At 47.4% G+C, this 16,780-nt stretch carries 17 protein-coding genes; 11 read left to right on the forward strand and 6 right to left on the reverse strand.

Annotation, left to right across the window (positions count from 1 at the left end):
• Positions 1 to 44 precede the first annotated feature (44 nt).
• Positions 45 to 1,547 carry a malate:quinone oxidoreductase gene (locus NYE29_RS10990; protein ID WP_076114518.1) on the forward strand — a complete coding sequence of 501 codons (1,503 nt, stop codon included), beginning with the start codon at positions 45 to 47 and terminating at the stop codon, positions 1,545 to 1,547.
• Positions 1,548 to 1,628: 81 nt separating this feature from the next.
• Here the strand turns inward: NYE29_RS10990 and NYE29_RS10995 are convergent, their stop codons facing one another.
• Positions 1,629 to 3,296 (reverse strand): histidine kinase N-terminal 7TM domain-containing diguanylate cyclase, encoded by a 1,668-nt coding sequence (locus tag NYE29_RS10995; protein WP_340895959.1) that lies wholly within the window; start codon positions 3,294 to 3,296, stop codon positions 1,629 to 1,631.
• A 203-nt stretch (positions 3,297 to 3,499) separates the two neighbouring features.
• Between NYE29_RS10995 and hprK the strand changes: the two genes are divergently transcribed.
• On the forward strand, positions 3,500 to 4,417 hold the full coding sequence (hprK, locus tag NYE29_RS11000; protein ID WP_340895960.1) for an HPr(Ser) kinase/phosphatase: 918 nt from the start codon (positions 3,500 to 3,502) through the stop codon (positions 4,415 to 4,417).
• Positions 4,418 to 4,497: 80 nt separating this feature from the next.
• On the opposite strand, the gene NYE29_RS11005 is transcribed toward hprK, so the two are convergent.
• Positions 4,498 to 5,118, reverse strand: a complete 621-nt coding sequence (locus tag NYE29_RS11005) for a flavin reductase family protein (RefSeq protein WP_340895961.1) — start codon at positions 5,116 to 5,118, stop codon at positions 4,498 to 4,500.
• 98 nt (positions 5,119 to 5,216) lie between these two features.
• Between NYE29_RS11005 and NYE29_RS11010 the strand changes: the two genes are divergently transcribed.
• Both NYE29_RS11010 and NYE29_RS11015 read left to right on the forward strand, forming a co-directional pair.
• Positions 5,217 to 5,918: an ArsR/SmtB family transcription factor gene (locus tag NYE29_RS11010; protein WP_340895963.1), complete on the forward strand. Its 702-nt coding sequence runs from the start codon at positions 5,217 to 5,219 to the stop codon at positions 5,916 to 5,918.
• Positions 5,919 to 5,971: 53 nt separating this feature from the next.
• On the forward strand, positions 5,972 to 6,256 hold the full coding sequence (locus NYE29_RS11015) for an alpha/beta-type small acid-soluble spore protein (RefSeq protein WP_038598014.1): 285 nt from the start codon (positions 5,972 to 5,974) through the stop codon (positions 6,254 to 6,256).
• 169 nt (positions 6,257 to 6,425) lie between these two features.
• Here the strand turns inward: NYE29_RS11015 and NYE29_RS11020 are convergent, their stop codons facing one another.
• Positions 6,426 to 6,965, reverse strand: coding sequence for a MerR family transcriptional regulator (locus tag NYE29_RS11020; protein WP_340895966.1), 540 nt, complete (start codon positions 6,963 to 6,965; stop codon positions 6,426 to 6,428).
• A 305-nt stretch (positions 6,966 to 7,270) separates the two neighbouring features.
• On the opposite strand from NYE29_RS11020, the gene NYE29_RS11025 reads away from it, so the two are divergent.
• The 3 genes from NYE29_RS11025 (at position 7,271) to NYE29_RS11035 (ending at position 10,141) form a co-directional block, all read left to right on the forward strand.
• Positions 7,271 to 8,314 (forward strand): sugar phosphate nucleotidyltransferase, encoded by a 1,044-nt coding sequence (locus NYE29_RS11025; RefSeq protein ID WP_340895967.1) that lies wholly within the window; start codon positions 7,271 to 7,273, stop codon positions 8,312 to 8,314.
• 120 nt (positions 8,315 to 8,434) lie between these two features.
• Positions 8,435 to 9,661, forward strand: coding sequence for a glycosyltransferase family 8 protein (locus NYE29_RS11030; RefSeq protein ID WP_340895968.1), 1,227 nt, complete (start codon positions 8,435 to 8,437; stop codon positions 9,659 to 9,661).
• 138 nt (positions 9,662 to 9,799) lie between these two features.
• Positions 9,800 to 10,141, forward strand: a complete 342-nt coding sequence (locus NYE29_RS11035; RefSeq protein WP_076113576.1) for a zinc ribbon domain-containing protein YjdM — start codon at positions 9,800 to 9,802, stop codon at positions 10,139 to 10,141.
• Positions 10,142 to 10,201: 60 nt separating this feature from the next.
• On the opposite strand, the gene NYE29_RS11040 is transcribed toward NYE29_RS11035, so the two are convergent.
• The gene (locus tag NYE29_RS11040) at positions 10,202 to 10,870 is read right to left on the reverse strand and encodes an HAD family hydrolase (protein ID WP_038601151.1); all 669 of its coding nucleotides are present in this window, start codon (positions 10,868 to 10,870) and stop codon (positions 10,202 to 10,204) included.
• 52 nt (positions 10,871 to 10,922) lie between these two features.
• A complete protein-coding gene (locus NYE29_RS11045; RefSeq protein ID WP_076113571.1) occupies positions 10,923 to 11,138 on the reverse strand; it encodes a hypothetical protein in 216 nt (71 codons plus the stop codon).
• 192 nt (positions 11,139 to 11,330) lie between these two features.
• Between NYE29_RS11045 and NYE29_RS11050 the strand changes: the two genes are divergently transcribed.
• The 3 genes from NYE29_RS11050 to NYE29_RS11060 all read left to right on the forward strand — a co-directional run bounded on the left by NYE29_RS11050 (position 11,331) and on the right by NYE29_RS11060 (position 13,746).
• On the forward strand, positions 11,331 to 12,161 hold the full coding sequence (locus NYE29_RS11050; RefSeq protein WP_340895970.1) for a sugar phosphate isomerase/epimerase family protein: 831 nt from the start codon (positions 11,331 to 11,333) through the stop codon (positions 12,159 to 12,161).
• Positions 12,162 to 12,368: 207 nt separating this feature from the next.
• Entirely contained in the window at positions 12,369 to 12,947 is a 579-nt protein-coding gene (locus tag NYE29_RS11055) for an RNA polymerase sigma factor (protein ID WP_340895972.1), read from the forward strand.
• Positions 12,940 to 13,746: an anti-sigma factor gene (locus NYE29_RS11060; protein WP_076113568.1), complete on the forward strand. Its 807-nt coding sequence runs from the start codon at positions 12,940 to 12,942 to the stop codon at positions 13,744 to 13,746. Before NYE29_RS11055 ends, NYE29_RS11060 begins: the two co-directional genes overlap by 8 nt.
• Before the next feature lie 96 nt (positions 13,747 to 13,842).
• Here NYE29_RS11060 and NYE29_RS11065 read toward each other — a convergent pair whose 3' ends face one another.
• Positions 13,843 to 14,640, reverse strand: coding sequence for an AIM24 family protein (locus NYE29_RS11065; protein ID WP_340895975.1), 798 nt, complete (start codon positions 14,638 to 14,640; stop codon positions 13,843 to 13,845).
• Positions 14,641 to 15,059: 419 nt separating this feature from the next.
• Here NYE29_RS11065 and NYE29_RS11070 point away from each other — a divergent pair, with 419 nt between their 5' ends.
• Positions 15,060 to 16,766, forward strand: a complete 1,707-nt coding sequence (locus NYE29_RS11070; RefSeq protein WP_076113566.1) for an ABC transporter ATP-binding protein — start codon at positions 15,060 to 15,062, stop codon at positions 16,764 to 16,766.
• Positions 16,767 to 16,780 lie beyond the last annotated feature (14 nt).

Consider the following 16,780-nt stretch of genomic DNA (forward strand, 5'->3'; position numbering starts at 1 on the left):
CTGGCTCTTTTTTGCAAATATAAAAGAGATAAGGAAGGTTTTTTATGAGCAGCGAACAGAAAAAAACAGACATTATCTTAATTGGTGCCGGAGTCATGAGTGCGACTTTGGGAGCTTTGCTGAAAGAGTTAGCACCGGAATGGGAAATTAAAGTGTTTGAGAAGCTTGCAGGCGCGGGAGAAGAAAGCTCTAACGAATGGAACAATGCGGGTACGGGTCATGCGGCACTGTGTGAGCTCAACTATACTTCCGAGAAGTACGACGGATCCATAGATATCAGCAAAGCTGTAAAAATCAATGAACAGTTCCAGCTTTCCAGACAGTTCTGGTCTTATCTGGTGGAACGCAACTTGATTCGTCATCCGCAGGACTTCATTATGCCGCTTCCGCACATGAGTTGGGTGCAAGGGGAAAAGGATGTCTCTTATTTGAACAGGCGATTTAAAGCGCTATCAAAAAATCCTCTGTTTCAAGGGATGGAGTATTCCGATGATCCTGCGAAGCTGAAGGAATGGATTCCGCTGATGATGGAAGGCCGTACATCGAATGAACCGGTAGCTGCAACCAAGATCGACTCCGGAACAGATGTCAACTTTGGCGCCTTGACGCGCCTGTTGTTTGATCATCTAAAAAGCCAAAACGTCGAAATCAACTATAAGCATGGGATCAAGGATATTAAACGGACCAGCGACGGCATGTGGAAAGTTAAAGTGCATAATCTGGATAACGGTAAAATCGAATACCATACCGCCAAATTCGTCTTTATCGGGGCTGGAGGCGGTAGCCTATCCTTACTGCAAAAAACCGGCATTCCAGAGTCCAAACATATTGGCGGATTTCCGGTAAGCGGATTATTTATGGTCTGTCACAATCCGGAAGTGGTCGCACAGCATCATGCAAAAGTATACGGTAAAGCCAAGCTTGGGGCTCCGCCAATGTCTGTCCCGCATCTCGATACCCGGTATATCGGCAACCAAAAAGCACTGCTGTTCGGACCGTTTGCCGGCTTCTCGCCAAAGTTCCTGAAAACGGGTTCGAATTTGGATTTGATCGGTTCCGTAAAACCGAATAATCTCCTCACCATGCTGGCGGCAGGTGTAAAAGAAATGTCCTTGACCAAATACCTGATCCAGCAGCTGATGTTATCGAATGAACAACGCATGGATGAAATACGCGAGTTTATTCCGAACGCCAAAAGTGCAGACTGGAGTATGGTGGCAGCAGGCCAACGTGTGCAGGTGATCAAAGATACGGAGGGTGGTAAAGGAACGCTCCAATTTGGTACCGAAGTAGTGAGTGCCGCCGATGGGTCGGTAGCTGCGCTGCTGGGCGCTTCTCCAGGTGCTTCTACTGCCGTTCACGTGATGCTGGAAGTACTGGAGAAATGCTTCCCGCAGCATATCAAGCAATGGGAGCCGAAGATAAAAGAAATGATTCCTTCTTACGGCGTTTCACTGGAGGACAACCCGGAATTGCTCCAGGAGATTCTGGCTTCCCTAACGCAGACACTTGGTCTAAGTGAAAAAGAACCGCAAACAACCCCATAAACCATCCTTGAGTTGAACCGTTTCGTACGGTTCAACTTTTTGTATACAGTAGGGTAAAGGCTCTATCCCGGCTATAAGTTCTTATCCTCGAATGGAAACAATCCGGTTGCGGCCTTGATCTTTAGCTTCGTATAAGGCTTCGTCCACCGATTTGAACAAATCACTTAAGTAGGCAGCCGCATCCCTTGGCTGCCGGGCCGTGAAATCATTGATACTTAGAAGACCCATACTAATGGTGACCGACACAGGCTGGTCTACATTTTCGATACTCATCTTATTGAATTCTATGTTCGCTTTGAGCTGTTCGGCCAGGAGCAGTGCCTGTGACTCATCCGTATCCGGTAAATAAATAATGAATTCCTCTCCGCCATATCGGGCTAAGATGTCATCTTGCCGAAGCGTTTGCTGCAGGATCTCTACCGTACCGCAAATCACTGCATCTCCGGCCAAATGACCGTAACGATCATTGACCGCTTTAAAGAAATCAATATCTATCAGGATAAGTGTCGAAGGGGCTCGGTATTCCCGGTTCTTGGTCACTTCACTCTCCAGCTGTTGGGTCAAATAGTGACGATTATAGCATCCTGTCAAGCTGTCGGTGATCGCCATCTTCGTAAGCTTGCGGTTGGTCTGAAACAACTCCTCCTGGACCTTGATTAAAGATTCGTTTCTTTCCTGCAGAATGCTGTTCTGATGATTAGTCTCCTCAATGAGACGGCGAAGTTCGCTCATATCCTGGAACGTGATGATCCGCCCCACCCTGACAGCATTAACCATAATGGGCGCGGCATGAATGTGGATATATAGCTGGACGTCAGGCTGCCAGAGCTCAATCTCAGCTACCTCATCGGGACATTCCCGGTAACGAAGCAGGAAGTTTGCGTTCTCTACGGTGCTGCCGGGCAAGATGCCGGACATGTCGAACAGGTCACCGGCTTCCATTAGCAGGAGGGGGTGCAGAGCCTGATTGATTTCCACCACCTTTTCATGATCATCAAGCACTAGAATCCCATACTCCAACGTATCTATAATATCCTGGTGGGCGATGGTCACAATATCAAACACTTTATCCTGATGGATTGTAATCACAAAGAAAATAGCTGAGATCACAATACCCAAAGAGGTGAACCCCGGGATGACGGGCAAATAATCATCTAGTACAACATTCAGGAAGATATCGAGCATAAGAAATACGGTCACTGCCAGTATCCCTTTCAGCATGTACATGACCTGGTGTTTAATCCGGGGCGCCTGATCGGAGACCAGGGCTACATAAATGATATATAGGGATACGATGGCATGGATAACGAGGATTGAAATATTGATCCAAAAAATAGGACCATAGATTCTTTCGACATATCCGCCGTTTACCGGGAGAACAAACCAGCCATTGGGATTCAGCACCACACCGAGCGATGAGATGATTGCCGGGATGAACAGGAGCATTAATATTTTCCGCTTGAGAAATTGCGATTGGCCCGAGATAAGAATGGTGAAGAAGATCCAGCCGGCAGTCAGCAGAGAAGCATCCACAAAGGCAAGCTTCACATAAAACAATTGGTAAATGGGGTCCTGGGCGGATCTGATGGCGAACTGGCAGTAAGGCCATATCATCATGGAAAAATGAAATGCCAAATATACTTTATGCAGATTTGTAATCGTGACCGAAGCAAATATGTATACGAACAAAAGAAATAAAATGAAGCAAAGTATCAAATCAATCCACGACTCCAAAGCCAATAGGTGCACCCTCTTGCTATTATTAGTAATTTGAATCTATGTGGGTCTAGAGTCTTATATATTGATTTTAATATATAATCAGCATGGAAAGATTACAAGATATTAAGGGGATTAATACAGGAAAGTACCATTCGGCTGTTGAATATATCCGAAACCGTACTATTGAATAGTAGGCGTATCCAGATACGCCCTAGCCGCAGGAGGAGAACAATATGAAGTCGATCACCGTTCAAAGCCTTACGGAAAAGTTTCATTTGGAGGTGCTTGCGGGTTCCAGCCGTATGGACCGTTTAATTACCCGTCCGCGGACGCATAGACCGGGGCTTGAGTTTGTGGGGTATTTTGATTTCTTTCCCATGGAGCGGGTGCAAGTGCTCGGGCGCAAGGAAATTAATTATTTATTGACGCTAAGCGTAGAAGAACGCAGGCTGCATATCGGGAATATCGTCAAATATCATCCGCCGTGTTTCATTGTGACGACAGGCCAGCAGGAGATCCCTTATCTGACCCTGTTCTGCGACCAGGAGGGCATTCCCCTGCTGCGGACAGCAGATACGACAACCGAGTTCATCGCCAAGCTGGACAGCTATCTGGTGAAGACACTGGCGCCCGAGCTGTCGATCCATGGCGTATGTGTCAACGTATCGGGCATAGGTATTCTGCTCAGGGGCAAGTCCGGGATCGGCAAAAGCGAAACCGCACACACGCTTATTAGAAGAGGCCACCGCTTCGTGGCGGACGATATAGTGGTGCTTAAGAAGTTGGGGCCGGCTACGCTGCTCGGGACGCATAATGAGACAACACGCGAGTTCCTGGCGCTGCGGAGCATCGGGCTGATTAATGTCGTACGCCAATACGGGCGCAGGGCTTTTCAGGACGAGACGCGAATCGTACTCGACATTGAGCTGTCCCCATGGCGGGAAAATTCTCTGAATAATGAGCTGGAGCTGGTACCTAAGTTCACTGAATATCTTGGTGTCCAAATTCCGCATATCGAGGTCCAGCTTCAGCCGGGTCGTGATGTTGCCGGTCTGATCGAGGCAGCCGCCAACAATTGGTACCTGAAGCAGCTCGGCTACAGTGCCGTTGAAGATTTCATGAAGCGGATCGAAGATGGGATGCAGCCGTGAGCGTAGGGAATAGGGTAGAAAGACAGACTGCGAAGGATACCCTTGGCAGTCTGTCTTCTTTTTTATGGAATGTCTGCGCTTTATGTTTCTGACCGAAAGGTTTTACCGAGCTGATGACCCAGGCCGAAATAATGACGGAAATTATAGATTAACGGACTCCATTTTTGCGGATTGATATGATCTCCTTCAAGGATAATTTCTTTATGCGCATGTACATGCACAGCTTGGGTCTCAATAATAGCAAAGTCCGGAGAATGCTCAGGAATTCGAATGTTTTTTACGCGAGCTTCAATTTGTAGCGGGCATTCCATAATTCGTGCAGGTTGTACCGCTATAGACTGGGCAGGAGTCAATCCACTTATAGCATATTTATCTTTTTGATAGGAAAATCCATATTTCTGCTTATGTTTTGGAACGGGATTTTTGCCGGTATAAGGCGCTAATTGTTCTACATTCTCCCAAAGGGAAGGGCTAGGAATATTAATTACACACTCAGGCAGCCGCTCTAAATTTTCAAGCGCTTTCCCCTCCACTCCAACCCCTAGTACAATACAATCTCCCAATGCCCATGATGAAGAAATAGGACTAATATTTACTGTTCCATCTTCATTTAATGTATTTAGCAAAATGACCGGAGTTCCATAATAGAGAATTTTAGGTGTAATCACTTCTGTCTGTGGCATCTGGTTCGTATTGTTCATTAGTTGTTCTCCTCCTATTTGTATACATCCTCCCTAATTGTATAATATAAATAGTTCAATCATCATCGAAGTGTGGAATGCAAAAATGGAGGGCGAAAATGAAAGCAAATTCGAATGTAGCTGTGATTGCTTCTCTGGTGAGCGAAACTTCCCGTGCAGCAATATTAACTGTTTTACTGGATGGAAGGTTTCATGCAGCAAGTGAGTTAGCCTATATGGCAGGCATCCAGCCTCAAACAGCAAGTTTCCATTTAGCAAAAATGGTCAATGCTAACGTAGTTGCCGTTGAGAAACAAGGGAGACACCGGTACTATGGGATTCGTAATCAAGAAGTAGCTCAGGTGATGGAATCCTTGTTATCACTCGCTCCCCCCGCCCAAATTAAGTCTTTAAGACAAGCTTCAGATGATAAAGCACTGCGTTATGCAAGAACTTGTTATGATCATCTCGCCGGGAGTATAGGGGTTCAATTAACCAATGCCCTCCTTAGGGCAGGTATTCTGCGTGAAGATAAGGAAGGGTTTGCTGTAACTGAAGACGGGGAGGGTTTTTTTGCAAGCTTTCAAATAGACCTTGAACAGGTTAAGAAAAAACGCCGCTCATTTTCACACAAATGTCTGGATTGGAGTGAAAGACGGCATCACCTTGCCGGAGCATTAGGGAATGCTCTTCTGGAGAAGCTGTTAGAGGTGAATTGGGTGCAGCGTCTGCCTAATACACGAGCCATAAAGATTACTTCTGAGGGCAAAAGGGGCTTCAAGGAAGTCTTTTCATTGGATGTTGAGGATGAACAGGGATAACTCTCAAGCCTTCAGGGTATGTTAGGGTAAAGACATCAAGGGAGTGCATGAGGATGGCCAGAAGAAATAGAAGATATGCCGTGCCAGGGGCTGCGCAGGGGATGCAGACATTCAAAGCAGATGTGATGAAGAGCGAAGGTTATGCCGTTGATCCCAACCACCCGGACGACGTAAAATACGAAGTGGCCAAAGAGCTGGGTATCCCTCTGCAGCCAGGTAATAATGGCGGTCTGACTACCGAATCAGCCGGGCATATTGGCGGAAAAATCGGCGGCGCGATGGTCCGGGAAATGGTCCGTCTTGCCCAGGAGCAGCTTGCGAACAAAGACCAACCCTAAGCCATGAAGCTGCGGCAGCAGCTATATAGGCTTCCGTGCTTACCGTGAATAGAAGTGAAATCAAGACATCATTCTTAATGTAGCTAACTCCGTCCCTCTGGGGACGGTTTTTTGCGTTCACAAGCAGCAGCCCGAGTGCTGATTCATCAGGACTCAGGCTGCATGTACGTTACAGAGAGAATAAAGTGCGCAAAAGGCCGCGCTTTCTGGGGGGAGCCTGAAGCTTGGCAGTGGCAATAGGGCGCAATTCTTCAGAGGACGACGCCTTGCTGGTTGGTTTCTGGATCGTTTCTATGGATACAGCCAATTGCTGGATCATCTGGCGCAGGTCCTCGAGTTCTTCACGCTGCCGGAGCAGTTGAACCGAGACCACCTCGTCGGCTTTCTGGTCAAGGGAGTGTTCAATATGAACGATGCGGGATAACAGCTCTTCCATAGGCTTATCCGGTATGTGCAGGCGGCGCATATCCTGCAGCGGCTCTGCCGGCTCAGGTTGTTTGTTACCCGCCAGATTAATACTATCCAAGGTCTCCCCATGCTCGATTCGCTCTTTAATAGATTTTAGCAGGCCGATTTCCTGCCCGGTGAAGATGTAGTGCCCAAATCGGTCCTTTGGAAAGAAATTAGGGAACATGGCGGCCCAACGTTTGATTGTCGTCTGGCTAACGGACAGCAGTTCTGCGGCTTCCTTTGTTTTTAACATTTCCATTTTGATTCCTCCGCTTCGGGGTGTTTGCTATAACCAATTCGTTGTCCTTAAGCGACTCCCTGCAAGGGTGACAAAGGAGGTGCCTATTCGCTAAACAAAGTGCTATTACGAGCAAACCTACGGTTAGATGAAGGATACTGTTCTACAAAAAAGGCCATTTCGTGCAGTCAAAGTCGATGATAGATTAATAGGTTATTGCTGCTTATTATATACCCAAGCCCCTTCACAGCTTGTGCATAAAATATAAAGAGACTCCATTCACCGAGTTTCAAAGATTGCAGATTTTAAGAGTGAGGAGGATGGTTATGAAAGGATTAATCTTATGTGCCGGCAAGGGAACGAGACTTCGGCCTTCGACTTATACCAAACCCAAATGCTTGTTGCCTGTTAATGGGGAGTATATTCTTGTCTCCATCATTAAGAAGCTTGTTGCGGCCGGTATTACCGATATTGGAATCGTAGTGAACGCTACACAAGGGGAGATCCGGGAAACGATCGGGGATGGGGAGCGGTGGAACACCTCTTTAACCTTTCTGCTGCAAGATGAAGCTAAGGGTCTGGCGGATGCGGTCAAAAGTGCAAAGTCTTTTATGGCGGATTCTCCTTTTGTATTAATGCTTGGCGATAATTTGTATGAGGGGGATATAGAGCCCTTGATTCGCTCACTGGACGCGGATCATTCTGAGGCTTCGATATTGCTTCAGCGGGTCGAGGACCCCAGTCAATTTGGTGTTGCCGTGATTGAGGATCAGCAAATCGTCAGTCTGGAGGAGAAGCCGAAATCTCCGAAATCCAACTTGGCTATTGTCGGCGTCTATGCTTTAACTTCGGCAATCTGGCCGGTCATTGAGAGACTTACACCTTCTCCCCGCGGAGAGTATGAGTTGACCGATGCCATTCAAATGATCATCTCACAAGGCGGGCATGTGGCGTACAGTGTGACGGAAGCGCCATTTTTTGATATCGGTACCCATGAACGCTGGCTTGAGGCGAATCGCTATAAGATGGATCATGATCCAAAGAACTTTGCAGACCGCTCTGATCCGGACAGTAAGGTTCAGTGGATTCCTCCCGTCATTGTTGATCCAACCGCCCTCATAATGAACAGTGTGATTGGACCCCATGTGTATATTGGGCCGAATTGTGTCGTCGAAGATAGCATTCTGACCAATAGTATTTTGACGGATGAGGTGCGGTTGTCCCATGTTCATGCGGCGGGAAGTGTGTTTGGATCACATGTTCATCTGGCCGAACAGGAAATTCAGGAGCAGCCGGCGCGTCATATACTGGGTGATCGTTCAACGGTCACAAGACTCCATTCTGACCCGCAAAACGACGATTCAAAATAAATTAGATACGTACTGGGGAATAGTCCAATCCAGACACAGGGATAAACATACACTTAAAGTAGTCTAATGCATCAGACAAATGTGCAGAAGTATACTTTTAAGGGCAGGTGATCCTTGAGAATGATTGAGCTGGTTTTGACGATCAATGACAAAGACGGGAGCTATACCGAACATGCGGGTGTTGTACTTGCATCAATCTTTTCCAATACCCAGCAACCGATCAATGTGCACATTGTGCACGATGATACCTTAAGCGAAGAAAACAAGTGGAAGCTTACCCAACTGGTGGAAACATTCTATCACAACATTTATTTTTATCATGTTACTGTTCCTGAGGACTTGAAAGAGGTTGCGTCCGGTGTGCAAAAAATCGACTATTGGACGATAGCCAGTATGTACCGTTTGTTGTTTCCGCTAATTCTTCAGGTTGACAGGGTTATTTATCTGGACTGCGACATTTTGGTCAATATGGATATTAACGAATTGTGGAGCGTCGATCTGGGAGAACGCTATTTGGGCGCAGTACTGGATCAGGGCGAAAATATGCTGGAGTACTTTATTTCACTTGGATTAAATGCGGAGGTGTATTTCAACTCGGGAGTCATTCTGTTCCAACTGGACAATATCCGCAAGCATCCGAACTGGTATGGAGAAATGCTTCATTTCTTGCGCTATTATCCAACGATGACCATGCCTGATCAGGATGTTCTGAATGCCGTGTACAGCTCCAACTTTTTGCAAATGGATCTGCGGTTTAATACGTTCGCCCATGATGAACTGGATTTAAATAATAAAATTGTTCATTTCGCCGGAGACACCAAATGGTGGGAGCCGGAGTCTCCCGCATCACCGCTGTACAATAGGTTCCTTTCCATGACTCCATGGTCTAAAGAATTCACACCAGAGCCAGTTTATGAACCGGAGCCGGTCTACATCGCCCCTGAGCCACCCGCTCAGGAAATCCATCATGTAGAAGAAATCCATCATGTAGAAGAGGTACAGCATGTGGAAGAGGTGTATCAGCCTGCAGAAATACTGCTTCCACCACCGCCGCCACCGCCACCACCACCACCGCCGCCGCCGCCACTAGTCCCTGAGGTGGCGCCACCGGCTCCCGTAAAGCGGCACAGACTGAAACGCCGTAGAGTGTTACGGTTAAAGTTAAGACTGAGAAGAAAAAGATTGATCCGTCTCAAATTTCGCTCTCTCAAGCGGGTAAGGCTGATTAAAGGACATCGTGCAAAGAAGAGAAAAGTACGCAAATTGGCAATGAGAAGACAACGTTTGGCCAGAAAAAAGAGAATTCATGTGGTAAGAAGAAAACGTGCGTTAAAGCGTACCTCATAAGGACCTGTGCCAAGGAACTGTCCAGTAATCCGGTATCTAAAGAAACCACTCCGCTCAGGGGTGGTTTCTTTAAGGATTGCCAATAGGGAAGGATTATGGGACTATATAGAAAAACAGCAAATGGGGAACAACAATACTATGTCGTATTTACCAAAATGTCCAAAATGTAATTCGGAATACACTTACGAGGATGGCAGCTTGCTCGTATGCCCGGAATGTGCCCATGAATGGAGTCTGGAAGCAGAAGCCGGGGACAGCGAAGATCAAAAGATTGTTAAAGACTCCAATGGAAATGTCCTGAACGATGGCGACACGATAACAGTGATTAAAGACCTGAAAGTTAAAGGGACGTCTTTGGTCGTGAAAATAGGCACAAAAGTAAAAAATATTCGTCTGATTGACGGAGATCATGATATTGACTGCAAAATTGACGGGTTTGGGGCCATGAAATTAAAATCGGAGTTTGTGAAAAAGGTATAAAAAGACAAAAGCGGCTTCAGCGATAACATTCGCTGGCCGCTTTTGTGCATCTTCCAACCCTTAATTATCTTGAATGCGGATCTCTTTAGCAAGAAGTTCACGGAATTCGTCCACATTGCTGAAAATGCCATCCGGCGAAACATCGTAGACCAGGCTCTGGAAAGTGGATAACCAGCGGACACCGTAAGTGCGCAGTCCGGCAGCCTTGCCTGCGAGGATGTCTGCATTGCTGTCACCTACGAATACAGCTTCTGCCGGATCAAGGCCCAGTATGTTCAAAGCTTTATGTATACCTTCGGGGTCTGGCTTGGGTCTATCCACGTCATCCCCTGTAATCGTGATATCAAAAAAGTCCGTCATGTTCAAAGCCCCGGTTGATATCTCAAACGCGCGTCTGCTTTTCCCCGTGATTACAGCAAGCTTCACACCTTGTCCCTTCAATAAATGAAGCAGATCCATAATTCCCTGATCGGGTTGGAAATCTTCTTCAAAATGCCCCTTCTCATATAACGAGTAATAATCGTGAATACCTTGCAGAACGGAGGCTTTATCTTTGAAGTTGCCGCCAATGATATCTTCCTCTGTCGGGCCAAACATGGCAACCAGTTCGTCATTCGTAACCTCTCGATTATCGTATTGCTTAAACACGGCTTTAAAGGCACTGAAGGATACCGGCAAAGTATCGGCAAGCGTCCCATCAAAATCAAATAACACGGCTTGAATTGACATATAAAGAGCACCCCATAAATTAGTATAGGAAATAAAATACATTATATCAGAATCAATCGCTCCGTTGGATATACTCCAGAAATTCAATGATGATTTCAGAAACAGCATCTTCTTTGGGCATGTGAATGAATTTGCTTATATTTACTATATCTTCTTTATAGAGCTGAATAAGCTGCAGCATCGCCTCCGGGTCCTTTTGCCTGACAGCCTGCATTAATTCCAGGATCTGGCGGTCAGTGATCATTTCTGCATCATCTTTGTTTTCCATAGTGAATTTCCTCTCTAGTTGAGCTATAAATAGGAACTTGTGTTCGCATATTAACATAATTTAAATCATTATTCAATATTTTGGGTGGTCGCGGATTGCTTTACCCTGTTCCTCGACCCATGTGATTTAGGGTGAATTAAAGTGATATAATAGTGCCAGCTTCTAGCCGAATGACATGAAAGGAGATTTCTTGTGCACCTATCTGTGTTTTACAATCATATTGTGAGGGCAAGCGAGCAAACCGGGCTGACATTGGAGGAAGTACTGAATAGAGTACATGAGTTTGGCATCAGTGCGGTAGAGCTGGATCTGGAAGAGGCCTTAGGCTGCGGCAAGGAGGTCATGAAGAAACGGCTGGAACAAGCGGGTATTTCGGTCGCGTCGATGTATGGCTTTTTTGATTTTGGAAATGACCCCGATACCAAGCCAGGGTTTGAATTTATCGACACGGCGGAATATTTGGGAGCGGGGAAAGTGCTCATTATCCCCGGATTCGTGGATGAAACAGCAAGTGCCGAGGAGCGCAATACGGCGTTGCAGAAGATGGCCGGGACCTTGAACATTATTTGCGATTATGCCGAACGTAAGCGCATTCTTGTGACGATGGAGGACTTCGATGACATTCGCGCGCCGTTCTCCGGCTCGGATGAACTGCTCTGGTTCCTGGAGCAGGTGCCCAAGCTGCACATCACTTTTGATACAGGGAATTTCATTTACCGTGGTGAGGATGAACTGGAAGCCTTTGAGAAGCTTAAGCACAGAATAGTCCATGTCCACTGCAAAGACCGCTCACGGGATGAACAGAATGGGGGCATGCCGAAGCTGGCCATGAGTGGAGCCCGGCTGTTCCCATCGCCCGCCGGGTACGGCTTCATCCCGATTGAAGAGATTCTGACCCGGCTGAAGGCAGGCGGTTACGATGATACGCTGGCTATTGAGCATTTTGATGCAGTGGACCATTTGGGCTACATGGAACAATCGGCGGAGTGGCTTCGTTCCAGCTGGGCTAAGAAGCCGGTCTAAAAACTCAAACACAACATAAGAATGACCATTTTACTTTGCAATCTTTTCATCTTCTCACCCCTTCAATCAAAGTTGAGCCGCTTATCAAAAGCAGTTATACTCAGTGAAACGCAGGATATTGAGAGTTGGATCACAGGGTGAGAAAACTTTTTGCGAAAAATTGAATGAATGAGTGTAGAGGAACGCTGGGAAAAAGGAGGACTGGGATTGTTTGATACAGCTGACGATGGGCAATTGATTGAGCGCATAATGCAAAAAGACCCGGATGCCCTCGAAAGGCTTTACGACCGATATGAACAGGTGATCTATAGCTTTGCCTACCGGATAGTAAAGGACTCGATGGCGGCCGAGGAAGTGATGCAGGAGCTGTTCCTGCGTATTTGGAAGAATGCAGAGCACTTTGATGCGGCCAAGGGGAAGCTCACCACCTGGATGTTCACGGTGACCCGCAATATTGCCATAGACCATCTTCGCAAGCGGAGCACAAGGGTTCCGCAGCAAGCCGGATCGGAGAGTCTGGAGCTGATCCAGGATCAGGCGACGATGACCGAGGAAACGGCCAGGCTGCTGATGGCCGGGGAGCAGGTAAGGGCAGCACTGAGAGAGCTGAGCAGGGATCAGCAGCAGGTTCTGGATATGATCTATTATCAGGGCTTAACCCAGCAGGAGGCAGCAGACCTTGCATCCATTCCGCTGGGCACGGTCAAGAGCAGGGTAAGATTGGCAATGAAACAGCTCCAGAAGCGATTGAGCCATTGGGGAAGGAGGGAGCATGTTCATGACTGAAGAGACGAACGATAGATGTGAACTGGTTGAATTGTATGTTCTGGAAGCCTTGCCTGAAGATGAAATGCAGAAATTCGAAGCTCATTTAATGGAGTGCGCAGATTGTAGCAAGCGGGTGAAGGAATATCGCAGCGTGATGGACCTGCTTCCTCTTGCCTCCGAGCCTGTTCAGCCGCCCTCGGGAATGAAGTCACGGATAATGTCGCGGGTACTGGTAGCGGATGCTCCGGCACAGGTCAAACGTTCAATAGAAGAGGAGCCGGTCCAGGCACTTCCTGTAGAACGGGAAGTGAAGACAGTGCCCCCGGCAGCGCCCGCCAAAAAAATCCCGTTCTGGCGGTACGTAAGCCTGGGTCTTGCCGCAGCGGTGCTGATTATGATGATCTATGCGGGACAGCTGCGGCAGGATGTGGACCAGCTCCAGCAGCAGCTTTCCGGCGGCACAAAGCCGGCACAGGAGCTTAAGGTTGATGAGTCGGTCGCGCTGAGTCCGGCGGCCAAGGATATTGTGGCCAGCGGTTTGGCAACGATCGTCGTTGACAGCAGCGGCACACATCTTGTCGTTCAAGCGGAGAATCTGCCGGAGCTGACAGGAACGGAAGTGTATCAGGTATGGCTGATCAAGGGAGATACCCCGCAGAATGCAGGAACCTTTGTATCTAGTGAGGGGAGTGGCGCGCTCTATTATTCATTCAAACCGCAGGAATACGATACAGTGGCGATCACCCTTGAGCCAGACGCCGGTGGAGAAACACCACGGGGGCAGATGGTCCTTACCTCACCGATAAAAAAAGGGTAACAGGGAAGGAATAGGAATTAAATCCCTGCATACCGAAGAAGACAAAGGGCCATCCAAGCGGATGGCCCTTGTTCAAAATATAAGTTAGTTTACGGATTAAGCCGTGGGATTCGCTTGGAACAGACTGTTTTTGTACTGAATCAGCGGTGCCAGCCACACCATACCCGTGCCCCGGTATACATTGACCAGACCCTCGCCGGAGGCCGCAGAGCCCATCCGGGTTTTGCCGGATTTCTCGACGGTGAAGTCCAGGGAATTGGACCACATTAACGCAAAGTTTCCATCCACCTTCAGTACATCATTCTGCAATTCGATGACGACGGCTTCTTCGGAAGGAATTGGTGCTTCCAGTGCCAGGATGCCTTTTCCTTTGGCGCTTAGATTAAACAGTCCTTCTCCTCCGAGTACGGCAGAGGATGCGTTCTTACGCGCAGTGACAGCAATGTCCAGTGTCGACTCGCAAGCCAGGAACATGCCATCGTCAATGACGATATGGTCGTTGTCGACATCAATCAGCCATAAATATTTATAGGTGGTCTCCAGCAGAATCGTTCCCGTACCTTTGTAAAGCGGTTTGATTGCCGTGGTGCCGGTCACCGCACTGGAGACGATGTTTCTCATGAGCCCTCCAACACCCTTAACCCCGGAGGTCATTTCAATATTGCCAATCATATATTGCATCGCCCCTGCGCTCAGCATAACCTCGCTGTTGCTCAGTTCAATCATAAGCTGCTTGTTGCGCATATTGCTTTTGCTCATGAAGAAGTTGGTTTGGGCTTCCAGCAGTGTGGTGCTGCTCAGATCCTCTTTATATTCGATGACCGTAAATCCGCCAAGCTGCTCCTTAATCACCACATTGCTGTTATCTTTCAGATTATTAATCGTGTAAGCCATAATATACACTCCTCCACCCTCGCAGATATTGTGACAATACGCAGTTGCCTTCAAGGCATAGGTATTCGACAAGAAAGGGCAGTATCCTTGCTTTTCACTCTTGAATAATAACAATACGAAATATATAATATGGAGAATCTGACAAATGAGGTGAATGGATGTCTTTCCGTATCGTTCCGAGGAACTAGTAATCGGGCTGGGTAACACGCGTACCAGCTATCAAGGGGGCGGTCTGTCTCTTTGATCAACTATTACTAGCATTCGGAATGGTGTCGGGCAGTCATTTTACGGAGCCGGGACACTAAGCGGTTTAACTTTGGGCCACACATTTTTGAATTGTGGGGGTTCTCTGGAGTTGAACGGCGAGGGAAGTCCCGGCTTTTTTATATACTTCATTTGAAAGATTGGGGATATCTGTGATGTTGAGAAAATGTCTTGTCCATCTGAAAGGGTGGATTGTGCTGTATATCAGTTTAGGTTTTGCCATTCAATTCTTAAGCAGTCTGGGGATTGTGGTCTTTCAGGAGATCCTGGATAGGGCTGTGGAAGGAACATCTTTAGGAGAAATATCGGGCTTTATTGTGAGCTATGGGGTACTGCTGGGCCTGGTGGTCGTCCTTAACTATGTAGATGAATATCCAAGCGCCCATCTGTCGAACAGCATCACGGAGCGATTGAAGATTCTGGCGTTGTCTAAAATATCCAAAATTGATTATCTGGCCTATCAGGAGATGGGTACGGGCCAAATGATCAAAGTGATTGAGAACGGCGCAGCGGCCGGCAACAGCATTATTTACTCCTTTTTCCTCAAAACCCTGCATGAGCTGCTGCCCACGATTATCTTCAGCCTGATCTTCATCAGCTTCTACGATATGCGGATCATGCTGGTGATTGCTGCCGGCTATGTCGTGATCTTCCTGATCACAAACGTATTGCTCAAAGTTTTGTACCGGATCAAGTCGACCATACTTCAAGAGCAAGAAGCGATGTCCAGATATTCCATTCGTGGATTTATGGAGCTGGTCGTCTTCCGGACGAACAGAAAGTATGAGCAGGAAATCCGCAAAATAAGTGATACCGCAAGAAATATCATTCATAAAAGCGCTCAGCTGCAGATGATTCATGAGTCCTTTTTTGCAATCTTCGAACTGTTTATTACCGTCATCAAAGTGATTGTACTGATCTACGGGGTGAGGAACGTGGTATCAGGTCAGGCTTCCCTTGGGGTGATGGTCGCATTGTTTATGTTTATTGATAAAATTTATACGCCGATTGCCATTTTCAATGTGCTGTTCGTGAATTATCGGCTGAATAAGGTAACCTACCAGCGGTTTGAGCAGTTCATCAACGCGCCGGAGGACCGGAATCTGGAGGCCGGAACAGCAATTACGGAGCTGCGGGGTGCTTTTGAATTCAGAGATGTGTCTTTTGGATATGGAGAGGTTCCGGTTCTGCGGCAATTATCCTTTTCGATTGCGCCCGGAACATCGGTTGCTCTGGTGGGACTGAGCGGAAGCGGGAAATCGACGATCATCAAATTAATGGCCGGACTGTTGAAAAAGAGCGGAGGCCAGCTGCTGCTCGACGGCATGGAGTTGGATCAAGTTTGCCTGAACAGCTATTACGAACATATCTCCTATCTCTCCCAGGACAGTCCGATTTTTGACGATTCGATCCGGGGGAATATGGTGTTCGAGCAGAGCCTTCCGGATGAAGAGCTGTATGCTGTACTGGACAAAGTTCATTTGAAGGAGAAGGTGCTGCAGCTGCCGGAGAAGCTGGACACCCTGGTAGGGGAGAAAGGCCTCAAATTGTCGGGAGGCGAAAGACAGCGGTTAGCCTTTGCCCGGGCTATTTTGCAGAAGAGAAATGTTGTCATTCTGGATGAACCGGTATCAGCCCTCGATAATATTACGGAGAAAAGCATCATGGAAACGGTCTTCCGCGAATTTCAGCACAAAACGGTGATCATTATAGCCCATAGGCTGAATTTTATTAAAGAGGTCGACAAGATTCTTGTGATGGAGAACGGCTGTCTTGCGGGCGAAGGAGATTTCGAGTCCTTAATGGAACAGTGCGCTCCCTTCAGGGCCTTGTGGAATAATGGCAGGGGAATTGTGGAGTAAAAGGATCGAAGAAA

It is taken from the genome of Paenibacillus sp. FSL M7-1046, assembly GCF_038007405.1.
Classification (GTDB): Bacteria; Bacillota; Bacilli; order Paenibacillales; family Paenibacillaceae; genus Paenibacillus_AQ.

What these genes read in the sequence shown, in the direction of transcription:
- NYE29_RS11065 (WP_340895975.1), bottom strand. Translation starts at nt 14,640, where the DNA reads ATGGCTTACACGATTAATAATCTGAAAGATAACAGCAATGTGGTGATT.
- NYE29_RS11070 (WP_076113566.1), top strand. Translation starts at nt 15,060, where the DNA reads ATGTTGAGAAAATGTCTTGTCCATCTGAAAGGGTGGATTGTGCTGTAT.
- NYE29_RS11005 (WP_340895961.1), bottom strand. Translation starts at nt 5,118, where the DNA reads ATGAACAATACGAACCAGATGCCACAGACAGAAGTGATTACACCTAAA.
- NYE29_RS11015 (WP_038598014.1), top strand. Translation starts at nt 5,972, where the DNA reads ATGGCCAGAAGAAATAGAAGATATGCCGTGCCAGGGGCTGCGCAGGGG.
- NYE29_RS11010 (WP_340895963.1), top strand. Translation starts at nt 5,217, where the DNA reads ATGAAAGCAAATTCGAATGTAGCTGTGATTGCTTCTCTGGTGAGCGAA.
- hprK (WP_340895960.1), top strand. Translation starts at nt 3,500, where the DNA reads ATGAAGTCGATCACCGTTCAAAGCCTTACGGAAAAGTTTCATTTGGAG.
- NYE29_RS10990 (WP_076114518.1), top strand. Translation starts at nt 45, where the DNA reads ATGAGCAGCGAACAGAAAAAAACAGACATTATCTTAATTGGTGCCGGA.
- NYE29_RS11020 (WP_340895966.1), bottom strand. Translation starts at nt 6,965, where the DNA reads ATGGAAATGTTAAAAACAAAGGAAGCCGCAGAACTGCTGTCCGTTAGC.
- NYE29_RS11040 (WP_038601151.1), bottom strand. Translation starts at nt 10,870, where the DNA reads ATGTCAATTCAAGCCGTGTTATTTGATTTTGATGGGACGCTTGCCGAT.
- NYE29_RS11045 (WP_076113571.1), bottom strand. Translation starts at nt 11,138, where the DNA reads ATGGAAAACAAAGATGATGCAGAAATGATCACTGACCGCCAGATCCTG.
- NYE29_RS11060 (WP_076113568.1), top strand. Translation starts at nt 12,940, where the DNA reads ATGACTGAAGAGACGAACGATAGATGTGAACTGGTTGAATTGTATGTT.
- NYE29_RS11035 (WP_076113576.1), top strand. Translation starts at nt 9,800, where the DNA reads ATGTCGTATTTACCAAAATGTCCAAAATGTAATTCGGAATACACTTAC.
- NYE29_RS11025 (WP_340895967.1), top strand. Translation starts at nt 7,271, where the DNA reads ATGAAAGGATTAATCTTATGTGCCGGCAAGGGAACGAGACTTCGGCCT.
- NYE29_RS11030 (WP_340895968.1), top strand. Translation starts at nt 8,435, where the DNA reads ATGATTGAGCTGGTTTTGACGATCAATGACAAAGACGGGAGCTATACC.